Annotated in this window: 18 protein-coding genes and 1 other RNA gene; 8 read left to right on the top strand and 11 right to left on the bottom strand. The window is 55.5% G+C overall.

All coding sequences use genetic code 11. The features are described 5' to 3' along the window. Window positions 1-17 precede the first annotated feature (17 nt). The 6 genes from AB4N43_RS12930 to AB4N43_RS12905 all read left to right on the top strand — a co-directional run bounded on the left by AB4N43_RS12930 (window position 18) and on the right by AB4N43_RS12905 (window position 6,316). Complete coding sequence (locus AB4N43_RS12930; protein WP_027924424.1) at window positions 18-536, top strand: hypothetical protein; 519 nt, start codon at window positions 18-20, stop codon at window positions 534-536. Between the two features lie 5 nt (window positions 537-541). Further along, window positions 542-1,909: a PelD GGDEF domain-containing protein gene (locus AB4N43_RS12925; RefSeq protein ID WP_228758944.1), complete on the top strand. Its 1,368-nt coding sequence runs from the start codon at window positions 542-544 to the stop codon at window positions 1,907-1,909. Further along, window positions 1,887-2,876: a tetratricopeptide repeat protein gene (locus AB4N43_RS12920; protein ID WP_059181651.1), complete on the top strand. Its 990-nt coding sequence runs from the start codon at window positions 1,887-1,889 to the stop codon at window positions 2,874-2,876. Before AB4N43_RS12925 ends, AB4N43_RS12920 begins: the two co-directional genes overlap by 23 nt. Beyond that, a complete protein-coding gene (gene pelF, locus AB4N43_RS12915; RefSeq protein WP_027924427.1) occupies window positions 2,873-4,387 on the top strand; it encodes a GT4 family glycosyltransferase PelF in 1,515 nt (504 codons plus the stop codon). Before AB4N43_RS12920 ends, pelF begins: the two co-directional genes overlap by 4 nt. After that, entirely contained in the window at window positions 4,388-5,758 is a 1,371-nt protein-coding gene (gene pelG / locus AB4N43_RS12910) for an exopolysaccharide Pel transporter PelG (RefSeq protein WP_027924428.1), read from the top strand. Window positions 5,759-5,893: 135 nt separating this feature from the next. Then, window positions 5,894-6,316 (top strand): organic hydroperoxide resistance protein, encoded by a 423-nt coding sequence (locus AB4N43_RS12905; protein WP_059181649.1) that lies wholly within the window; start codon window positions 5,894-5,896, stop codon window positions 6,314-6,316. 157 nt (window positions 6,317-6,473) lie between these two features. Here the strand turns inward: AB4N43_RS12905 and AB4N43_RS12900 are convergent, their stop codons facing one another. Then, a complete protein-coding gene (locus tag AB4N43_RS12900; RefSeq protein ID WP_032833564.1) occupies window positions 6,474-6,677 on the bottom strand; it encodes a hypothetical protein in 204 nt (67 codons plus the stop codon). A gap of 599 nt (window positions 6,678-7,276) precedes the next feature. On the opposite strand from AB4N43_RS12900, the gene AB4N43_RS12895 reads away from it, so the two are divergent. After that, complete coding sequence (locus AB4N43_RS12895) at window positions 7,277-7,861, top strand: ComF family protein (RefSeq protein WP_460154117.1); 585 nt, start codon at window positions 7,277-7,279, stop codon at window positions 7,859-7,861. Then, complete coding sequence (locus AB4N43_RS12890; protein ID WP_460154116.1) at window positions 7,862-8,557, top strand: hypothetical protein; 696 nt, start codon at window positions 7,862-7,864, stop codon at window positions 8,555-8,557. A 406-nt stretch (window positions 8,558-8,963) separates the two neighbouring features. Here AB4N43_RS12890 and AB4N43_RS12885 read toward each other — a convergent pair whose 3' ends face one another. The 10 genes from AB4N43_RS12885 to AB4N43_RS12840 all read right to left on the bottom strand — a co-directional run bounded on the left by AB4N43_RS12885 (window position 8,964) and on the right by AB4N43_RS12840 (window position 19,478). Next, on the bottom strand, window positions 8,964-10,088 hold the full coding sequence (locus AB4N43_RS12885; RefSeq protein WP_460154115.1) for a hypothetical protein: 1,125 nt from the start codon (window positions 10,086-10,088) through the stop codon (window positions 8,964-8,966). Between the two features lie 2 nt (window positions 10,089-10,090). Further along, entirely contained in the window at window positions 10,091-11,095 is a 1,005-nt protein-coding gene (locus tag AB4N43_RS12880) for a nucleoid-associated protein (protein WP_460154114.1), read from the bottom strand. 503 nt (window positions 11,096-11,598) lie between these two features. Continuing rightward, complete coding sequence (locus AB4N43_RS12875; protein WP_050590209.1) at window positions 11,599-12,048, bottom strand: hypothetical protein; 450 nt, start codon at window positions 12,046-12,048, stop codon at window positions 11,599-11,601. A gap of 205 nt (window positions 12,049-12,253) precedes the next feature. After that, window positions 12,254-12,651: a transfer-messenger RNA gene (ssrA, locus tag AB4N43_RS12870) on the bottom strand. 114 nt (window positions 12,652-12,765) lie between these two features. Next, complete coding sequence (locus AB4N43_RS12865) at window positions 12,766-13,017, bottom strand: hypothetical protein (protein ID WP_027924436.1); 252 nt, start codon at window positions 13,015-13,017, stop codon at window positions 12,766-12,768. Window positions 13,018-13,251: 234 nt separating this feature from the next. Further along, on the bottom strand, window positions 13,252-13,527 hold the full coding sequence (locus AB4N43_RS12860; RefSeq protein ID WP_460154113.1) for a hypothetical protein: 276 nt from the start codon (window positions 13,525-13,527) through the stop codon (window positions 13,252-13,254). Window positions 13,528-13,724: 197 nt separating this feature from the next. Continuing rightward, entirely contained in the window at window positions 13,725-16,535 is a 2,811-nt protein-coding gene (locus AB4N43_RS12855) for an FAD-binding and (Fe-S)-binding domain-containing protein (protein WP_410922636.1), read from the bottom strand. Continuing rightward, window positions 16,532-17,203 (bottom strand): LutC/YkgG family protein, encoded by a 672-nt coding sequence (locus AB4N43_RS12850; RefSeq protein WP_194940823.1) that lies wholly within the window; start codon window positions 17,201-17,203, stop codon window positions 16,532-16,534. The genes AB4N43_RS12855 and AB4N43_RS12850 overlap by 4 nt, the downstream gene beginning before the upstream one ends. Then, window positions 17,203-18,657, bottom strand: coding sequence for a LutB/LldF family L-lactate oxidation iron-sulfur protein (locus AB4N43_RS12845; RefSeq protein WP_460154112.1), 1,455 nt, complete (start codon window positions 18,655-18,657; stop codon window positions 17,203-17,205). The genes AB4N43_RS12850 and AB4N43_RS12845 overlap by 1 nt, the downstream gene beginning before the upstream one ends. Continuing rightward, a complete protein-coding gene (locus tag AB4N43_RS12840) occupies window positions 18,654-19,478 on the bottom strand; it encodes a (Fe-S)-binding protein (RefSeq protein WP_460154111.1) in 825 nt (274 codons plus the stop codon). Before AB4N43_RS12840 ends, AB4N43_RS12845 begins: the two co-directional genes overlap by 4 nt. Window positions 19,479-19,511: the final 33 nt, after the last annotated feature.

Below are 19,511 nucleotides of genomic sequence, written 5' to 3'. Positions count from 1 at the left end.
TTACGGGAGAAAAACTGATGCAAGCAATTCGTAATCTGAGCCTGGCTCTGGCAGTCCTGTTCGTCGCCGGTTGCGCCAGCTTCACCGGCGACACCAGCCCCAATCTGCCGCGTACTGCGAAGTGGGGCGTGGTGCCGATGGTCAACTATTCGCAGACCCCGCAGGCCGGCGAGCGCAGTGAGCAAATTCTGCTCAGCGTGCTCAGCAGCCACGGTCTGCAACCACGGGTCTACCCGGCCAGCACCCAGGGCGAACAAGCGCTGATGGACGACAACGAACGCCTGGCCGGCGCCCTCGATTGGGCCCGTGATCAGAAGCTCGATTACGTGGTCTCCGGCAGCGTTGAAGAGTGGCAGTACAAGAACGGTCTGGACGGCGAACCGGCGGTGGGCATCAGCCTGCGCGTGCTCGAAGCCAGCAGCGGTCGTGTGCTCTGGAGCAAAAGCGGTGCGCGCGCCGGTTGGTCCCGTGAAAGCCTCGCCGGCACCGCGCAAACGGTGCTCGACACACTTGTTGGCGCCCTTCGGTTCGAGTGAATGCAATGAATTCTCCTCACATGGATTACAGCCTCGCGCCGCGTGCCAGCGGCCCGGTGTCCTGGCTGGAAACGCTGTTGGTGACCGGCGGGGCCGTCGGCCTCGGCTTGTGGCTGACCCCGCAGGACCCGCTGCAAATGCACGCCGGTTTCCCCTGGCCGGTGTTGGCGCCATTGCTGCTCGGTGTGCGCTACGGTTTTGTACGCGGCCTGGTCAGCGCCAGTCTGCTGGTGATGGCGATGTTCGCCCTGCGCTATGTCGGGCATGAAGGCTACGAGCAGCTCGATCCGTCGTTCATCGTCGGCGTGCTGGTCAGCGGCATGCTGGTGGGCGAGGTTCGCGATCTGTGGGAACGGCGCTTGCAGCGTCTGCAGATGGCCAACGATTACCGCCAGTACCGTCTCGACGAATTCACCCGCGCGCACCAGATTCTGCGGGTCTCCCACGACCTGCTGGAGCAGCGCGTGGCGGGCAGCGATCAGAGTTTGCGCAGCTCCTTGCTGGGCTTGCGCGACAAGCTGCGAGTAATGCCGGAAGAAGGTGATGCACTGGCCGCGCTGGCCGACCCGATCGTGACCATGCTCGGTCAGTACGGCGCGTTGCGCGTGGCCGGTTTGTACCGCGTCGACGAGCGTGAAGAAAACGTCTTGCCCGAAGCCTTGGCGACCATCGGCATCATGGGGCCGTTGGGCACCGAAGACGGTCTGGTCAAGCTGTGCCTTGAGCGTGGCGAGCTGGTCAGCGTGCGTCAGGAATTGATCGATGCCGGCAGCTCGGCGCAGTTCTCGTCGTTGCAGGCGTGCATTCCGCTGATCGATGCCGAAGGTCGCTTGCTGGCGATTCTGGCGGTGCGGCAGATGCCGTTCTTCGCCTTCCAGGATCGTACGTTGAGCCTGTTGGCCTTGCTCGCCGGACACATCGCCGACCTGCTGCGCCGCGACCCGCAAGTGCTGCAACTGGCCGACGCCGATGCGCAGCACTTCACGCTGCAACTCAAGCGCTCGCTGGTGGATGTTGAGCAGCACAAGCTGGCGGCCGGCCTGTTTGCCTTTGAAATGACCCGTCCCAACGATGAGCTGGCGCGTTTGTTTGAGCGCAGCCAGCGCGGTCTCGATCTGCAATTGTCGCTGCGTAACGACCGCGATCATTCGTTGTTGCTGGTGCTGCTGCCATTGACCAGTCCGCAAGGCAGCGAAGGGTATCTGGCCCGAATCAACCTGTTGCTGCACGAGCACTTTGGTATCGAAAGCAGCCTGGAAAGCCTTGGCGTGCGTGTGTTGCCGTTCAACCTGGAGCCTGGCTGTGAACGCAACGGGCTGCGTAATTTCCTGTTCAACGAGTGTGGCCTGAATGATCAGCAAGTGGCTGTTTAGCGGAGCCTTGTTGTTAGAGGCGGGCAGTTGGGCCAGCTTGTGGCTCCCGGCGCCCGAGTTACGACAATTGCTGGTGTTCACCTTGAGCCATGGCCTGGCCTGCGTGATGTTGTGCGCGGCGGTGTGGTTGCTGTTGCCGGCGCGTTACCGCTCGCCGCTGCCGTGGAGCCCACTGTTCATCTTCAGCCTGGCGTTCTTTGTGCCGGTACTCGGGGCGGTCGGTGTGGTCGCGGCGATTTTCCCGGCGCTGTACCTGCCGCGCAAACGCGACAAGCAGGCATGGCAAGCGGTAGGCATTCCGAAGCTGCCGTATCGGGCGCAACTGCAATTGCACAAACCGGTATTTGCCGATGGCGGTTTGCAGGACGTGTTGCGTCATGCGCCCGATCCGGACCAGCGTCTGGCCGCGTTGCTGGCCACCCGACGCATGCCCGGCAAAGAAGCCGTGCCGATCCTCAAACTGGCGCTGGCCGACCCGAGCGACGACGTGCGCTTGCTGGCGTACTCGATGCTCGACAAGCAGGAAAGCGACATCAACCTGCACATCCAGATCGCCCTCGGCGAACTGCCCGACGCCAACGCCAAAGCGGCGGGTGCGCTGCATGGCCGGTTGGCGCGCTGGTATTGGGAGCTGGCGTATCTGGGGCTGGCGCAAGGCAGTGTGCTGGATCACGTACTCAATCAAGCCAGCGAACATGCCGAACTGGGCCTGGAAGCAGGCGAGGGCGGTGAGTTGTTTCTGCTGGCCGGGCGCATCGCGCTGGAGCGTGGCGACATCGAGCGCGCTGAAGTGCTGCTCCGTCAGGCCCAGGAGAATGGCATGGGCGCAGCGCAGGTGCTGCCGTTCCATGCAGAACTGGCCTTCGAGGCCGGTCGTTATCACGAAATTCCCGGACTGCTCGCGCGGCTTCCCGAGGAAACCCGTCAGCGGCCACCGTTCGCTGCATTGGTCAGGAGCTGGACATGAGTCACAAGGAACAGGCACCTGTTGCCGACATCTGCCTGCTGCTCGAAGGCACCTGGCCTTACGTGCGTGGCGGAGTTTCCAGCTGGATTCACCAGATGATCCTCGGCCTGCCGGAATTGACCTTCTCGGTGATGTTCATCGGCGGGCAGCGTCAGGCGTATTCGGCGCGCCGCTATGACGTGCCGGCCAACGTGCTGCACATCGAAGAAGTGTTCCTCGAAGATGCCACGCATCCGACCAAGACGCTGGGCGATCCGCGCGAGGCTGACCAACAGCAACTTCAGGACTTGTATCGCTTCCTGCATCACCCGGACGCGCCTGACCTCGACATGGGCGAACGCTTGCTCGACTGCATCGCCCAGGGCCACATGACCCTCGACGATGTGCTGCGCAGCCGCGCCAGTTGGGAAACCCTGAGCGAAGGCTACCGCCAGCATTGCGCCGACCCGTCCTTCGTCAATTATTTCTGGACCCTGCGCTCGATGCAGTCGCCGTTGCTGATGCTCGCCGAAGCCGCACGACGGATGCCGAAAGCGCGGGTGCTGCATTCGATTTCCACCGGCTACGCGGGTTTTCTCGGGTGCATCCTCAAGCAACGCTGGAACTGCACCTATTTGCTCAGCGAGCACGGCATCTACACCAAGGAACGCAAGATCGACCTGGCCCAGGCCAGCTGGATCGCCGAGAGTTCCGGCCAGGCGCTGAACCGCAGCCTTGATGCCGGTTCGGGTTATATCCGCACCTTGTGGGTACGCTTCTTCGAGCGCATCGGCCAGCTGACGTACAACAGCGCCGACAACATCATCGCGCTGTACGACGGCAACCGTCAGCGGCAGATCAAGGACGGCGCCATGGCGTCCCGCACCCAGGTGATTCCGAACGGTATCGACCTGCCGGTGTGGACCGCCGCGCTGGAATCCCGCGCCCACGGCATTGCGCCGGTCGTCGGCCTGATCGGCCGTGTGGTGCCGATCAAGGACGTCAAAACCTTTCTGCGGGCCATGCGCGGCGTGATCAGCGCCATGCCGCACGCCGAGGGCTGGATCGTCGGCCCGGAAGAGGAAGACCCGGAATACGTCAGCGAATGCCGCAGCCTGATGGCCAGCCTGGGCCTGGAGGGCAAGGTGCATTTCCTCGGCTTCCAGCGCATTCAGGAGATCTTGCCGAAACTCGGCCTGATGGTGCTGACCTCGATCAGCGAGGCGCAACCGCTGGTGATCCTTGAAGCCTGGGCCGCCGGTACGCCGGTGGTCAGCAGTGACGTCGGCTCGTGCCGTGAGTTGATCGAAGGCGGCAGCGCCGAAGACCGTGACCTTGGGCACGCCGGCAAAGTGGTGGCGATTGCCGACCCGCAAGCCACCAGCGCGGCGATCCTCGAACTGCTGCGCAGCCCGCAACGCTGGCAGGCCGCTCAGGCCAGCGGCTTGTTGCGGGTCACTCGTTACTACACCGAAGCCTTGATGCTGCAGCGTTATCGCGACTTGTATCAAGCTGCCATGGAGAACAGTTAAATGGCCGGGATTGGCTTCGAACTGCGAAAAATCCTTTCGCGTGATTCCTACACCGCGACGTTGCACGCCTACGTCTACGCGGGGCTGATCAGCTCCGGGCCGTGGGTGTTGTCGATCATCAGCGTGATGCTGGTGGGGATCATCAGTATCGGTTTGCTGCTGCCGAACGCCTTGGTCGGGCAGTTTCTGGTGACGGTGACGTACCTGATGGCCACCTCGCTGATCCTCACGGGCGGCCTGCAGTTGTTCTTCACCCGCTTCGTGTCCGACCGGTTGTTCGAGCACAAGTACGATCAGATCCTGCCCAACCTGTTGGGCGTGTTGTTGCTGGTCACCTTGGGCGCGGGGCTGCTGGGCATCATCGTACTGGGTCTGTTGTTCGACCAGCCGCTGATCTACCGCGTGTTGGTGTTGGCCAACTTTGTGGTGCTGTGCAACTTGTGGCTGGTGATCATCTTCCTCTCGGGGATGAAGGCCTATAACCGCATCTTGCTGGTGATGTTGGTGGGTTACACGCTGATGGTCGCGAGTGCTTACCTGCTGAGCTTTCTGCAGATGCCGGGCTTGCTGCTGGCGCTGTTGATCGGGCACAGCACGCTGCTGTTCCTGTTCCTCTACGACATCCTGCGCGAGTACCGGGCCGAGAAACTCATCGCCTTCGATTTCCTCGCACGGCGCAACGTTTTCCTCAGCCTGCTGGCCACCGGTTTCTTCTACAACCTGGGCATCTGGATCGATAAATTCATGTTCTGGTTCAACCCCGGCACCTCCAACGCAATCGTTGGCCCGCTGCGCGCGTCGATCCTGTACGACTTGCCGATTTTCCTCGCGTACCTGGCGATCATCCCTGGCATGGCGGTGTTTCTGGTGCGCATCGAAACCGATTTTGCCGAGTGGTACGACCGTCTGTTCCGGGCAATCCGCGAAGGCGAAACCTTGCAGCACATCGGTCAGCTGAAAACCGAAATGACCTTGTCGATCCGCCAGGGCTTGCTGGAAATCTGCAAGGTCCAGGGCCTGACGGCGGTGCTGTTGTTCCTGTTCGCGCCGCGCTTGCTCGATTGGCTGGGCATCTCCAGTTACTACCTGCCGCTGTTCTACATCGACCTGATCGGCGTGAGCATTCAGGTGGTGTTCATGGCGTTGCTCAACGTGTTCTTCTATCTGGACAAACGCACCGTGGTGCTGGAATTGTGCGTGCTGTTCGCGGTGTTGAACGCGATGCTGACGCTGTTCAGCATGTACCTCGGCCCGAGCTTCTTCGGATACGGGTTTACGCTGTCGCTGCTGATCTGTGTATTGCTGGGCTTACACCGGCTGACCACGGCGCTGGAAGATCTGGAGTACGACACGTTCATGCTGTCGCGCTAACAGTTTTTCAGGCACAAAAAAGGCACTGGCGATCATCGCTCAGTGCCTTTTTTTCATCCGACCAACGTCACCGATGCGCGGACGCTGCGCTGCTAGGCTTGCCTACTCTGTCGCTTCCCTTCAGGAGTCACGGCCATGAGTACTGCACTGGAAACCGTTCTGTACACCGCAAAAACCCACACCGTCGGCGGTCGCACCGGCACCGGCAAGTCCAGCGATGGCGAACTCGACGTCACCTTCAGCTCCCCCGGCTCGGGCAAGCCCGGCACCAACCCGGAGCAACTGTTTGCGCTGGGCTATTCGGCGTGTTTTATCGGCGCGATCCAGGTGGCGGCGGGCAAGATGAAAATCAAATTGCCGGAAGACACGTCGGTGGATGCCGAGGTGGATCTGGGTAAAACCAGTGGTGGGGATTTTCAGTTGGCGGTCAGGTTGAACGTCAACATTCCCGGGCTGGAAGATGGGGTGAAGCGTGAGCTGGCCGACGCTGCGCATCAGATGTGCCCGTATTCACGGATGACGCGGGGGCATGTTTCGGTTGAGCTGAAAGTGGTGTAGATCCTGGCCTCACACCGGATTTGCTTTTTGTAGGAGTGAGCCTGCTCGCGATAGCCATCGTACATTCAAAAAGGAGGGTGACTGACACACGGCCGTCGCGAGCAGGCTCACGCCTACAAGGGGTCAGCGGTCTGGCGAACACCTCGGGGTTCAGAGCCTAGTTCGAAGCCCCAACCCCAAACTTCAACCCACCCCAATTCCAGTCCTTCGACTGCTTCGTGTAACACCCCGGCTGATTGGCTGGCTCGGCATCACAGGCAATCCGCCCGTTCTTGCTGGTGTCGGTGGTGCGGTCGTTGTAGTACGCACAGCCGGACGTCAGGGAGAGGGTTAACACGACAATCAGTGTTTTGAATTTCATGGCGCCATCCTTGGGAGTAGGACGACAGCATAGGCCTGATTGTGTTGAACCGCGCAACCCGAGGAATGGGAGCTGCAACATACCAACCCCCAGATGCAACAAAACCCGCACTTGGCGGGTTTTGTTTTGCTTCGGATTTGGTGGGCCGGGGTAATCTGGTTTGGTCTCCTATATTATTGAATTTTATAATAAATATTAGTTTTGTGTTTGGTTTGGAATACCAACTGGAATACCGCGCGAAACAGAACTCCATTTGATCGCCCGCTTGTATTCGATCTGGCAGCCGTGCACATCTGCGCTGCCTAGCGTGCTTCGTATCGATGATGAGCGGTGAACTTGTTCTAGCTTTCGGGACAGCAGGTAGCAATCCAGAACCCAAAGCGGCCTGTCGAAAACATGCAGGAAGTCAGGGGCCCTTTGCCTATCAAATATTGGCGTTACCTGAAGTGCTGATGAGTAGCAATTATAAAAAACTCGAAGCGTAAAGGTAGGCTCTGGTCGGCAGCTCAACTGGAGGATATGATGAAACAGCCTACCAATGCTTGCGTAGGCTTTCGATGATCGAGACATCGAAAACTCCATTAATACAAGGACGAAAAATGGTAATCATACAAATACCCAGCACAGGCGTATGGGGTTACGCGGTAAGTCTTGATAAGCATAAAATACGGAGTGTCCCTATCGGCGAGAATGAATATGGGCATATGCAATTCGATACCCTGAGAACGGATATAGGAGAAGCTGTTTATCAGCTTAAATATAAAGGTGACTTTGCCCAAGTCGATTTCTTAGCCGAGTCAATAATTGAAGCGTTGCAAGACAACAGATTCCCGAAGATACATATAGTAATCCCTATGCCCGCAAGCAAAATACGCGCTAACCAGCCTGTATATGCTGTTGCTAGCAAAGTGGCTGACATGTTGGGCGTTGTTTATAGCGACAGTACGCTAGTTAAGGTTAAGTCCACTGGTGCTATGAAAGATTTGAAATCGTATGATGATAAAGTGGCTGCACTGGAAGGGTGCTTTGAAGTTAAAGAGAATCTTAATGATTCAAATTGGAATGCGCTGATAATTGATGATCTTTATGACTCAGGTGCTTCTATAGAAGCAGCTTGTACGGCATTAAAGAAATACGCTAAAATATTCAGTATATCGGTTATTGTTTTGACGCGGACGGGCTGAATGAAGAATTTGTTTATATCCGGATCAATTAAAATTAAAAGGCTAGATGAGGTAGTTAGATCTAGGCTGGATAATGTTATTTCTTCGGGAATGACCGTTTTGATTGGTGATGCTGGAGGGGTTGATAAGTCTGTTCAGCAGTACCTTTTAATGAATGGTTTTTCTTCGGTGAAAGTTTATTGCACAGGAAAAACACCTAGAAATAATGAAGGAGGGTGGCCTGTCGTATGTGTAGACCCTCCTATTGAATCAAAAGGAAGGGACTACTATGTAGCGAAAGATTTGAAGATGGCTGATGATTCTGATATAGGGCTTATGATTTGGGATTGCAAAAGTCCAGGTACACTTAGTAATGTCATGCAGTTACTAAGACAGAAAAAGAAATCTGTGGTCTATGTTTCTTCAAAGAAAACATTCTTGACAGTAACATCAGAAACGGATTTCAAGACATTAGTCGATCAGATGGAGCTTGAAGATTATATTTCTGTAGACAAAAAAATATCCTTTAGCTCAATATTAAATTTTCAACCAGTAAACGGTCTGACAGACGAGCTATTTGATAAGGCTGAAGGCTTGCAACGATTGATCGCTAGTCACCAGGCTGAAATCGTTAGTCATGAAAAAACCATTGCGGAGTTAAAGCGGCAGTTAGAGCAATTACGTGAGCCGATGGATGATATGTTTTCAGCGCTGTAGTGTGGTCCTCGCAATGTGACTACTTGAATTGTCCCGGATTTCCTAGATGCATCCGAATAGCAGCTTCTGGCCGCTCTCTGCCGGTCACTACAGGCGGGAGTTGGCTAGTTACGTCAGTCGCCACTGGACGGCTCTCACACAAAAACAGACTCTGGACAGGGCCTAACAACTTCGTAATTTACAATGGCACCCGACACAAGCGGCGGTTAATGTTCAGAAATTTTTTCCGTCAGCTTATAGTTTGGTATCATTGTGATATATAGCAGCGCGGAAAGAGAAACAATCGGTTTATGTATATGCCTCGAAGCAATTGGAGATATTGTAAATCAAGCACTCCTGATGTTTCGCGAGGTGTCGAGTTTTCCCGGAGAAGCAGAAGTGCTCTTCCATTCGAATACGGGCCTTATCAAAATCCCCCAAGCGTCAAAATCATTGTAAAAGCAATAATTGTTGACACTGAAAACTCAATGATAAACATTTTTAGATTAAATTTTTTACTTCGATCAACTAGCGGGAGGAAAATTTCTTCAATTTGCGGTTTGATTTTTGCGCTAATTTTTATGTGTTTTAGTATCTCCGCATCAATCTCGTGCTGAATCGCGCTCATAGAATCTTTTTGGTTTCGCACCAAAATATCCATTAATACCCCGAATATTAGAACCCCAAATATCAAGCTTATCTTTGAGATGTCAAACCCGGCGCCGCTCTTAAACTGAGTGCCAACAAAAATAAATGCCGCAGGAATTGCTAGCAATTGATTCTGCATTTCAGAAATAAGTTTATTGATTCTTATATGAAAGTCTAACTTTGCCTTAGTTGCATCCTCGAGAATTTTCTCATAAGAAAACTCGCTTACATATAGCGCATAGCCATGTTCCACTGAGCGCGAAAATGCTGTAAATTTCTTGAGCAGCAAGGCAAAAATTTCATCGGCTGCACCTCCTCCGACAGCCTCCTGAAGGCTGGCTTTTATAATTGAGTGACGTTGATTCTTATGCTTATCAGCATCTTGGAGGAATAGCTCAACCCCTTTGATGTCCTCCTCTATCAGCGTAACGTTTAAGTCGGAATAAATGATAAACATTTCTAATTTTTTCTTGCCCAAGTATATTAACTTGCGGCTAGAGGCATCAGGATCAACGTAATCAGCCGCCAATTCAAGAGCGCGCGCAACTCTAACGATATTTGCGTAATTTTCCCGGTGAGCCTGAGAGCTACCTTTTAGTATGAAATACTCAGTAGGTGGATCCCAGGAAAAGCTTCCAGTCGTTAGTAAATCCGTCCAGTCTTCAGCATAAAATGCATTAGAAGTTCTAGGCACATCTACAGAAATATTAACCCTGTCACCGTCAGACCGCCCAAACACTTTTGTACGATCAAGAAAGTGATTCGAGGATTCCAGATTTTTAAGGATTGCACGTAATTCAGCTGTCAGCTGAAAATCGCCGTCAAGGCTCCCGTCGGTAAGGGAGGGAGTTCCCATTACCTCAGTAAGTCTGACGCATGCGGCAAGCCATTCATCTTGAGTCATTGTCAGTTACTATCGAGTTCGTCTTTAAGCTCTTGAGGTAGCTGTTTAATTAATAGCTCACCCTTGACTTTATCATAGACTACGCGCTTTCCCAACAAAGATCTATTGAAGTTAATCGTCAGATCTTTATCTTTGCCTCCAACACGCTTCAGATGTTTATATGCATCCTTAATTGGATCAAAAGAATCGGGCACAGCCAGTAGGTTGTCGTCTATATACTTGATAAATGCTGTTGGGTCTTTTTCATTTATTCTAGTTGCGAGTGCGGCCAAAGAAATAGGTTGCCCTTCTTTTTTCTTCTCTTCACAGTAGAAAAATACTTTTTCTTTTATTTCATTTGCTTGTTCAAGGGTTAGTTTTAGGCTGTCGCAATAACCTTCAACAGCCAGGACTAATTCGTTAGTCTGTGCTTTTGCATCTTCGAATTCATCGCAGCCTATAAAATCTCTAAAGTATTTAGTTGGTTGCGAGTTGCTTGCTTTTTTTACAAAGGATATATACTTTCCATCCGCCGCTCGCCAATTAGCGACGTTGATTCTAGCCGCCTCATGCAGGTGGTCGATGTCTAAGTTTATATTTTCCATTACATCTAAAGTTATCTCGTCAATGCCTGTTCCGGGCTTTATCTTAAGTTGCATTATAAGCAGAAAATCTGACTGGTTGAGCTTGTAATGGCAAAATAGAATGTATCCGCCAGTGGCAAGAGCTTCCTTGGTCATCTGCGCTTTCAAGATATCCATCGCAGATATAGAGAAAGTCATGAAGTCGCATGAGTTGGTTAGATATTTATCAAGTTGATCAGAAAAGGGGTACGCAATTACACTCTTCTGAAAAACTGCATAACCTTTCGAACTTGTTTTCCGAAATGCACTAACTGCGCCGCCAAGCAGATCAATGACAGCTTGATCTTTGGTGTCAAACAAAGTTTTTCGTGGTGTGATTGTGACGACTTTCGTTTGCTTGGAATCTTTGTGAATTTTGTGAAGAATGCTGGATAAAATATCCATTTGCTTTCCTTTGCCGTTAATTCAAAAGCAGCAATATGATGGCACCTCGATACCATGTCAATCAGACCTTGGCAATAGATGCTCAAAATTCTTAACGTTCACGCGCCACGCGCCGCTAAAACGGTGTATCCGCATTTTTCGCATCTGAGTCGCCCGGATTTTGTAGGCACAGCTTCGACTGAAAATCTTCTTATGGCAAATTTCTACCCGTCGCTACCCTCAGATGCGGAGGGTTGGGGCTGGCGGTACGTTAGACATTGAGCCTTGGGGTGGGGTGTTAGTGTTAAATGCAGCCAGCGATACAGTTGCCGTAACTGAGGTTTAAGATCTCAGCGATACGAGGCGGCCTGGAAAAGGGGACAGATTTATTTTGAAGGAATAAATCTGTCCCCATTTTTCGACCATCTCTAGCATCCGTTTTGGCGATTGTCAGTCAAGTTCGCGCCAGCGACACGCAAGAGGGTGCGTCCCGAACTTTGCTAACCTCGGGGGGGCGCTAGCTATTAACCCGGATCAACCAATGTCAGTTTAATCATCGCTTTATCAAGTCGCGCGGTCACCTCGCCTGTTTCAAAGCACCATTCACCGGGCATAGTCGTTTTTAAGCCAAGGTCGACGTCGAGCAACCTTGCTTCTTCTTTGGTGATATGGGCGATTTTTAGTGTTCGCTGAAGCATCAGAGCAACTGCTCCGACATCCTTGCCCTCCCAGAACATATTGAAAGCCTGGTCACGGATCAGTGCGCAAGGGACAAGGTGCTCTGTGTGCCCAGTCCCTTTTACAGAGGTCCCATAGATGAGGTGCCTTGAGTGGATAAGGGTATCGAATATCCTGGAGTGCACACGGGCCGCGCGAGGCAACAAATCCTTTTGCTCTTCCCAGTGATGTTGCAACACCCAAGCTGCTCGCTCGAATGCGCGTCGTTTCAGGTCTTCATGTGTATAGCTGGACACGTAGCGCTTCCATAGCTGGTGGGCGAAATGCTTTGCCGGGAAAGGTAACCGGTATTGCTCTGCGCGTGCAGTGGAGGCAAAACGACGAGGGCCGAACCCATCGACTTTGCGGACGCCAGAGTGCAGCCGCAGGGCAGATCAAAAAATCACCAACCCCCAGATGCAACAAAACCCGCACTTGGCGGGTTTTGTTTTGCTTCGGATTTGGTGGAGCCGGGGGGATTTGAACCCCCGTCCGCCAGTACTCCGCTGTCGGTACTACATGCGTAGCCGTTTCTATTAAGTTAACCCTCAGCGACCCGAAGGGCAGGGTGCTTTGGGCGAGTTGTGTAAGTTTTAGCCGCTTCGTCCACAACGTACTGCACGGCGATTCTGTTCTATATGACAATCACTTTGGGTTTACAGACATCCCCTGGTGATTGCTGGACCCGAAGGTACCAGAAGCTCAGGATCTAAAGCTGCTTACGCAGCGAGAGAGAATTCCTGGCCGTAGGTTTCGTCATTGGCAACTATAAGTAGTTGCAACAGTGGATTTACGAGTTCTGTTACCAACTCGGCATGCACCTAAAGTTTCGCAACCGGCGTCGAATCCTAAACGGCCCCGAGCCTGCTACTCGGTGAATCAAAGTGAGCAACAGGCCTGTGCAGTGTACGCCAACACGCTTCAGAAGGCCACCCGCAAGGTGGGCTTCGATTGATCATGGGTTGGTTCGTTGTTCAATTGGCCATCGCCAATGCCTGACTGGCCTCGGTGGCGCATTTTTTGTCATCTTTGGCGGCTTGTGACGCTTTGGCGCTGGCCAACAGTCTTTTGATCTCCGGCGCATTGGTGGCGGTCGCTGGCAGCGAATTCACTTTGGCTTCGAGCTCTTGCAGCTTGCTCGTACACAGGTTGTTGTCCGCAGCAAATACCGGAGAGGCCAACATTGCAGCGCAAATGAACAGACCAGCGAGTGCGGTACGTTTCATGGGTATCTCCTCGAGCGGATAGTCAGCCACGATTGCGGGGCTTATCTAAAAGACTACGGCGCGGCACAGTAATTCGGTTTGTGCAAAAAAAGCTATGGAAAAACTGACTGATGGAAGCAATGGCACTAAAAGGGATTATCAAACCCCAAATGCACCAAAACCCGCAATTGGCGGGTTTTGGATGTGTATCGGTTAGAGCCAGCGTGCCAACCCGAAGGTCGGCCCAGAGCCGGGTTACTTCCCGCCTTTGTTCGCGTCCTTGATCATCTTGATGGTGTCATTGGTCTCGGCGATGCAAGCGTCAGTACCTTCCTTGGTGCCTTTTGCATGGTCCGCTTTGGCTTGCTTGACGGAGTCCGCTACCTGGTCAGCCATCTCCGCAGGAATCTGTGCCTGTGCGTTTTCGATGGTTTGCAGATTGACCGCGCATAGATCTTTTTCGGCGGCAAACGAGGGGGAAGCCAGCAGTGAGGCAGTAACGAACAGACCAAACAGTACAGAACGTTTCATGTGTATCTCCTTGAACTGAGGCCAGTCATTCTGACCATCAGGACGGGCTGCCGAGTGTTGGGAAGGTCCCACTTTTGCGGGACTTGATCAGTGGACTGCGGCGGCACGTCAGGGTTCTAAATTTTTGCTGTACTGCTGTCGGTTCTGGCAAGAAACACTAAAAAAAGCGCTTGAATGCGCCTTCCTTGAGGTCTTGCTCAGGTCGCCCTAGCCTGGGTAACGCGGTCCACCAGATAGACTAGCCCGTGGTAATCAATGCCGCCATGTTGCGACAGCCCGATCTCACAGGTGCGGCTGGTGGAAATCCCCTCGCTGCACTGCTGCACCGCGTCCTTGAGCGTTCTTAGCGAATGAGCGTTCAGTTCCGGCGTGGTGAAACCCTTGTCACCGGCAAACCCGCAGCAGTGAATCCCTTCAGGAATGACCACGGTTTTGCTGCACTTGCGCGCCAGATCAATCAACGCCTGGCTCTCGCCAAGGTGCTGGGTACTGCACGTGACGTGTACGGCAATCGGCGCTTCCTGCGGTGTGAAATCCAGGCGATCCATCAAATGCGTACGGATGAATCGCACCGGGTCGTACAGGTCCAGTCGAACGTCGCCCAGGTCCTGAACCAGCCGCAGCGTGCAGGGGCTGGTGTCGCAGTAAATCGGGTCGAGCCCGCCGCGACTGGCGTGCAGCAAGGCGCCGATCAGTTCCTGGCGTTTGTGTTCGGCCTGTTCGGCGTAACCTTTTGAGGCGAATGGCTGGCCACAGCAGAGGTTGTCCTGATTGTCCGGGAAGACCACTTGGTAACCGGCTTTTTCCAGCAGTCCACGGGTTTTGTCGTACAGCGACATCTGCTCTTTATCACCCGCCGCCGGGCCCATGACTCGCGACACACACGCCGCCAGGTACACCACCCGGGGGCGTTCGTCCGACACAGTCGGGCTGAAGCGAATGGCTTTTTCCGGCTGCGGCATGGCGTTGGTCCACTGCGGGACCTGCCCTTTGGACAGCTTCGTCAGCGTCGCCGACAGCTTCGCCAGGCGTGGCGCTCCCAGCAGCATCCGTGCGCCATTGGCAACGTGCAGGGTGAAACGCGCACCTTGCAGTGCCGTGGCGAAATTACCTTCCAGCCAGTTGGCGGTTTTCGTACGCGTTGCGTTGCGGCTGCGGAGTTTTTTCACCAGCTCGCCGGTATTGATGCCGACAGGGCAGCGTTGCGCGCAGAGACCGGTGGCCGCGCAGGTGTCGATGCCTTGATATTCGTAAGCGGCTTCGAGTTCGGTGGTATCAACGCCTGCGCGTTTTTTCGCCTGAATATCCCGCCAGATCACGATGCGCTGACGCGGGCTCAGGGTCAGGCCTTTCGACGGGCACACCGGTTCGCAGAAACCGCACTCGATGCACTTATCCACAATCTCATCGGCGGCCGGCAACGGTTTCAGGTGCTTGAGGTGGATCTGTGGATCTTCGCTGAGCACCACGTCCGGATTGAGAATGCCATTGGGGTCGAGCAGGCGTTTGAGCTGCCACATCAACTGGTAGGCATCGCTGCCCCATTCCAGTTCGACGAAGGGCGCCATGTTGCGCCCGGTGCCGTGTTCGGCCTTCAGCGAGCCACCGAATTCCACCGCCACCAACTGCGCCACGTCGTCCATGAACGCCTGATAGCGTGCGACTTCTTCCGGGTTGTTGAAGCCTTGGGTGAAGACGAAGTGCAGATTGCCTTCCAGTGCGTGTCCGAAAAGGATCGCTTCGTCGTAGTGATGTTTGTCGAACAGCTCAATCAGGCGATTGACGCCGATGGCCAGTTGTTCCACCGGGAAGGTCACGTCTTCGATGATCACCGTGGTGCCGGTTTTGCGCACGGCGCCGACGGCGGGGAAGGTGTCTTTGCGGATCGCCCAGAGGCGGGCGTTTTCCACCGGGTCTTCGGTGAAGTCGACCTGTTTTTCCACCGGGAACGAGGTCAGCGACGCCATGATCTGCGCCAGTTGTTCCTGAAGCAAAGTGGACGATGCGGCGCGGGATTCGATCAGCAGCGCGCAAGCATTGTTCGACAGCTGTTGTACGAAAGCGGGCATGCCGGGTTTGTCCTGTACCGAGCGCAGGCTGCGACGGTCCAGCAGTTCCACGGCCGACACCGGTTGGCTTTTCAGTACGGTCACGGCGTTGCAGCAGGTTTCCACGTCCGGGAACACGATCAGCGCCGAGGCTTTGTTCGGGTGATCGATCACCGTGTCGTAAGTCACCGCGCTGATAAAGCCGAGGGTGCCTTCGGAGCCCACCAGCAAGTGGCTCAAGATATCCACAGGCTCGTCGAAATCCACCAAGGCATTGAGTGACAGGCCGGTGGTATTTTTCAGACGGTATTTGTGGCGAATTCTTGCCGCCAGTTCGGCGTTGGCGCGCGTCTCGCGGCCCAACGTGGCCAGACGTTCAAGCAACGGGGCGTGGCTTTGTCGAAACGCCGCCACACTGGCCGCGTCTTCGGTATCGAGGCGGCTGCCATCGGCCAGCACCAGCCGAATGCCGGCCAGCGTGTGATAAGTATTCTGCGCCGTGCCGCAACACATGCCGCTGGCGTTGTTGGCGACGATGCCGCCAATTTTACAGGCGTTGATCGAGGCCGGGTCCGGGCCGATCTTGCGTCCGAACGGGGCCAGCCAGGCGTTGGCTTGTGCGCCGATCACGCCCGGTTGCAGGCGGATTTGCGTACCTTGGCCACGAATCTCGCGACCGTTCCAGTTATCCCCCAACACGATCAGCACCGAATCGCTGATAGCCTGGCCAGACAGGCTGGTGCCGGCGGCGCGGAAGGTCACCGGGACCTGATCCCGTTGCGCCAGTTTGAGCAGCGCCACCACTTCGTCTTCGGACTCGACGCGAATTACCAGTTGCGGAATCAGCCGATAGAAACTGGCATCAGTGCCGAAGGCCAATGTCGACAGCGGGTCGTCGAAACGTCGCGCTTGGGGGATCAGTTGCTGTGCATCTCTAAGGAAAGCCGCCGGTAGACTCATTGGTCCTCCAGGATCAACACGACAAGGTCTTTCGGACCGTGCGCGCCGTAGGCGAGGATCTGTTCAATGTCGGCGGTTTTCGACGGGCCGGACACCAGCAAGGCGTTGGTCGGCATGCCGTGGGCCCAGTTGAATTCCTGCTGCACCTGATAGAAGTTGTCGCGAATTTCACTGGCCTTGAGCAGGGCGAAATGCACCGGTGGCACCAGGCTCATCAGGCGCGGCTCTTCCCGCGTCGGCCACAGGATCAGGCTACCGGTGGCCGCGATTGCGCCAAGGGTGCCGGTGAGGCTGGCCGGAGTCTCGTTGAACAACTCGGCTTTCCATTCTTCAATCGGGCGGTCGTAGGCTTTGAGCGCCGGCAGCCCCGGATTTTTCGCCCAATGCTGAGTGATGTGTTCCCCGTGAGGTGTAGTCGGCGCGATCAACAGGCTGGGCAACTGACGATCCTGTAACAACCGGGCCAGCAGCGAAGGCCAGCCTTCGCCCGATGTCAGGTGGATTTCGGTGTGCACCGCTTCCATCAATTTGCGCAGCTGCGGAATGCGTTGTTCAGCGGTGTAGGTGTAGGGCGCTGTCACCAGTTCGACGTCGAACTCGTCAGGCACCGGCGTAGTGCCGGTCAGACTTTTCCGTAACTTGGCGAGGATGTTTTGTCTGGCGCTCATCAACGGTCTCCCTGTTTGGCCAAATGCTCGCGGGCCATGTCGTGCAGTGAGCGGGCGGCGGGTTTGGGGGCGCTGTGGTTCTGCGTCCACGGGCCGATATTGTTCGGCGTGAGCGCGCGCAGCCGTGTGGCGAAGAAACCGAACAGCCGATACAACGTCGGCGAACTGTTGAGCTTCGCCCAGGCATTCCAGATGAACCGTTCTTTGCGCGAATACTTGCTGCCTTGGCCGCGCATGACTTGATGCGGGCTGTCCGGGGCTTTGACGTTCTCTTCCCGCAGGCGACGCAGCAATGCAGGGATCGGGATTTTTACCGGGCAGACCTCGCCACACGCACCACAAAGCGATGAGGCGCTGGGGTGGTCCGGGACTTTCGCCAGGCCGACCATGTGCGGCGTGATGATTTTTCCGATAGGCCCAGGGTAAACCTCCCCATAGGCGTGGCCGCCGATTCGGGTGTAGACCGGGCAATGATTCATACAGGCGCCGCAGCGGATGCAGTTCAGGGTCTGGCGCAGTTCGCTGTCGGCAAATGCCTGGCTGCGACCGTTGTCGAGCAAGACCAGGTGCACTTCCTGAGGACCGTCGAGTTCATGCGCCTTGCGCGGCCCGGAGATCATGTTGACGTAGGTGGTGATCGGAATGCCCAGCGCCGAACGGGTCAGCAGTGACAGCAGCGGCACCACGTCGCGCAGGTTTTCCACGACTTTTTCGATACCGGTGACGGCGATGTGCACCGGTGGCACCGACGTGGTCATGCGCCCGTTGCCTTCGTTTTCCACCAGCAACAGGGTGCCGGTTTCGGCCACGGCGAAGTTGACACCGGAGACGCCGATGTCCGCTTCGAAGAATTTCTGCCGCAAGACTCTGCGACCGATCTGAATGAGTTGGTCAACGTCCTTTGTGTATTCCACGCCAAGTTTGTCGTGGAACAAGGACGCGACCTGACCGGCATTCTTGTGGATCGCCGGCATAATAATGTGTGAAGGCTTCTCGTGGTCGAGCTGGACGATGTACTCGCCCATGTCCGATTCCAGGCATTCAATGCCCTGATCAGCGAGGAAATGATTCATCTCCATCTCTTCGCTGACCATCGATTTGCCCTTGATCACTTGCCGCCCCTCGTGAGCGCGGATGATCGAGAGGACGATGCCATTGGCTTCGTCCACCGTTTCCGCCCAGTGCACTGTCACACCGTTGCGGGTCAGGTTCTGTTCAAGCTGCTCGAGCAAGTCGGGCAACTTGGATAACGCACGGGCGCGGACAGCATTGCCCAGCGATCGCAAATGTTCTCTTTCGTGGGCATCGCTGAAGGACGCTGCCCGTTTTGTCATCAGTGAATCCATCGCAGTGCGAAAGTTGTTTCGCAGTTGCTTGTCGTCCAACGCCTTGTGAGCCCGGGCACGAAAATCTTCGTCGACGCTGACCGTCGGAATAATCGTGGAAGTGCTCATCGGGCACCTCCGGTTCGCTGCCAGAGGAAACTGGCCAGGTGCTGGCCGCGCAATGCTTCCTGCTGTTTCTCCAGTGAGCCGTTGATGTTCATCAGGCAACCGCAGTCGGCACTGAGTACCGTGTGCGCGCCAGATTCCTTCAACGACCGGGTCTTGTCCGCCACCATCGCGCCGGAAATGTCTGGCATACGGACGCTGAACGTCCCTCCGAAGCCACAACATTCGCTTTCGTGGTCGTGATTGACCCGCTCCACGTTGCTCAGTTGCGCCAATAACTCGCGACCGTGCAGGTGTGTGTTCATTTCCCGGCGTGCCGAGCACGACGTGTGCAACGCCACTTTGACCGGCTCACCGCTGTCCTTGAGCTGCACCTTGCAGACAAACAGCAGGAACTCGGCCAGTTCGTACGTCCGGGCGGCGAGCGCCTGGACTTGCTTCAACGTGTCCGGCTCGTCCTTGAACAAGTCGGCATAGTGTTCGCGCAACATCCCGGCACACGATCCCGACGGCACCACCACCGGAAAATCTCCGGCGAACAGCGCCAGTTGCGAACGCGCCACGGTCCTTGCCTGCTCGGTGTAACCCGAGGTGTAGGCGGGTTGTCCGCAGCAGCTTTGCCCTTGTGGGTACTCGACACGAATGCCTTCGCGTTCCAGCAAGTGGATCGCGTCCATCCCGGCTTCCGGGTAGAACAAGTCCACTACGCAAGTCCCGAACAGGTACACCCGTGACGGTTTCTCGCTGGGGTATTGCCGAGGCTCGGGCAGTGGCGGGGCGACGCGGGTCGCGTTCGGCACAGCGTTGTAAAAAAGCTCGCTCATCAGGCGTGTCTCCGGGTGAGTCCCGGTTATCCG

This window comes from Pseudomonas sp. S2_B07 (assembly GCF_054668435.1).
The sequence above is the reverse complement of the archived record's forward strand: the minus strand, read 5'-3'. Positions and strand labels throughout refer to the sequence as shown.

Excerpts from the sequence above, each read along its gene's own strand:
- AB4N43_RS12880 (WP_460154114.1), bottom strand. The coding sequence starts at position 11,095 with ATGGATATTTTATCCAGCATTCTTCACAAAATTCACAAAGATTCCAAG.
- AB4N43_RS12925 (WP_228758944.1), top strand. The coding sequence starts at position 542 with ATGAATTCTCCTCACATGGATTACAGCCTCGCGCCGCGTGCCAGCGGC.
- AB4N43_RS12855 (WP_410922636.1), bottom strand. The coding sequence starts at position 16,535 with ATGAGTCTACCGGCGGCTTTCCTTAGAGATGCACAGCAACTGATCCCC.
- AB4N43_RS12845 (WP_460154112.1), bottom strand. The coding sequence starts at position 18,657 with ATGAGCACTTCCACGATTATTCCGACGGTCAGCGTCGACGAAGATTTT.
- AB4N43_RS12895 (WP_460154117.1), top strand. The coding sequence starts at position 7,277 with ATGGTAATCATACAAATACCCAGCACAGGCGTATGGGGTTACGCGGTA.
- pelF (WP_027924427.1), top strand. The coding sequence starts at position 2,873 with ATGAGTCACAAGGAACAGGCACCTGTTGCCGACATCTGCCTGCTGCTC.
- AB4N43_RS12890 (WP_460154116.1), top strand. The coding sequence starts at position 7,862 with ATGAAGAATTTGTTTATATCCGGATCAATTAAAATTAAAAGGCTAGAT.
- AB4N43_RS12900 (WP_032833564.1), bottom strand. The coding sequence starts at position 6,677 with ATGAAATTCAAAACACTGATTGTCGTGTTAACCCTCTCCCTGACGTCC.
- pelG (WP_027924428.1), top strand. The coding sequence starts at position 4,388 with ATGGCCGGGATTGGCTTCGAACTGCGAAAAATCCTTTCGCGTGATTCC.
- AB4N43_RS12865 (WP_027924436.1), bottom strand. The coding sequence starts at position 13,017 with ATGAAACGTACCGCACTCGCTGGTCTGTTCATTTGCGCTGCAATGTTG.
- AB4N43_RS12885 (WP_460154115.1), bottom strand. The coding sequence starts at position 10,088 with ATGACTCAAGATGAATGGCTTGCCGCATGCGTCAGACTTACTGAGGTA.
- AB4N43_RS12930 (WP_027924424.1), top strand. The coding sequence starts at position 18 with ATGCAAGCAATTCGTAATCTGAGCCTGGCTCTGGCAGTCCTGTTCGTC.
- AB4N43_RS12860 (WP_460154113.1), bottom strand. The coding sequence starts at position 13,527 with ATGAAACGTTCTGTACTGTTTGGTCTGTTCGTTACTGCCTCACTGCTG.
- AB4N43_RS12905 (WP_059181649.1), top strand. The coding sequence starts at position 5,894 with ATGAGTACTGCACTGGAAACCGTTCTGTACACCGCAAAAACCCACACC.
- AB4N43_RS12850 (WP_194940823.1), bottom strand. The coding sequence starts at position 17,203 with ATGAGCGCCAGACAAAACATCCTCGCCAAGTTACGGAAAAGTCTGACC.
- AB4N43_RS12920 (WP_059181651.1), top strand. The coding sequence starts at position 1,887 with ATGATCAGCAAGTGGCTGTTTAGCGGAGCCTTGTTGTTAGAGGCGGGC.
- AB4N43_RS12840 (WP_460154111.1), bottom strand. The coding sequence starts at position 19,478 with ATGAGCGAGCTTTTTTACAACGCTGTGCCGAACGCGACCCGCGTCGCC.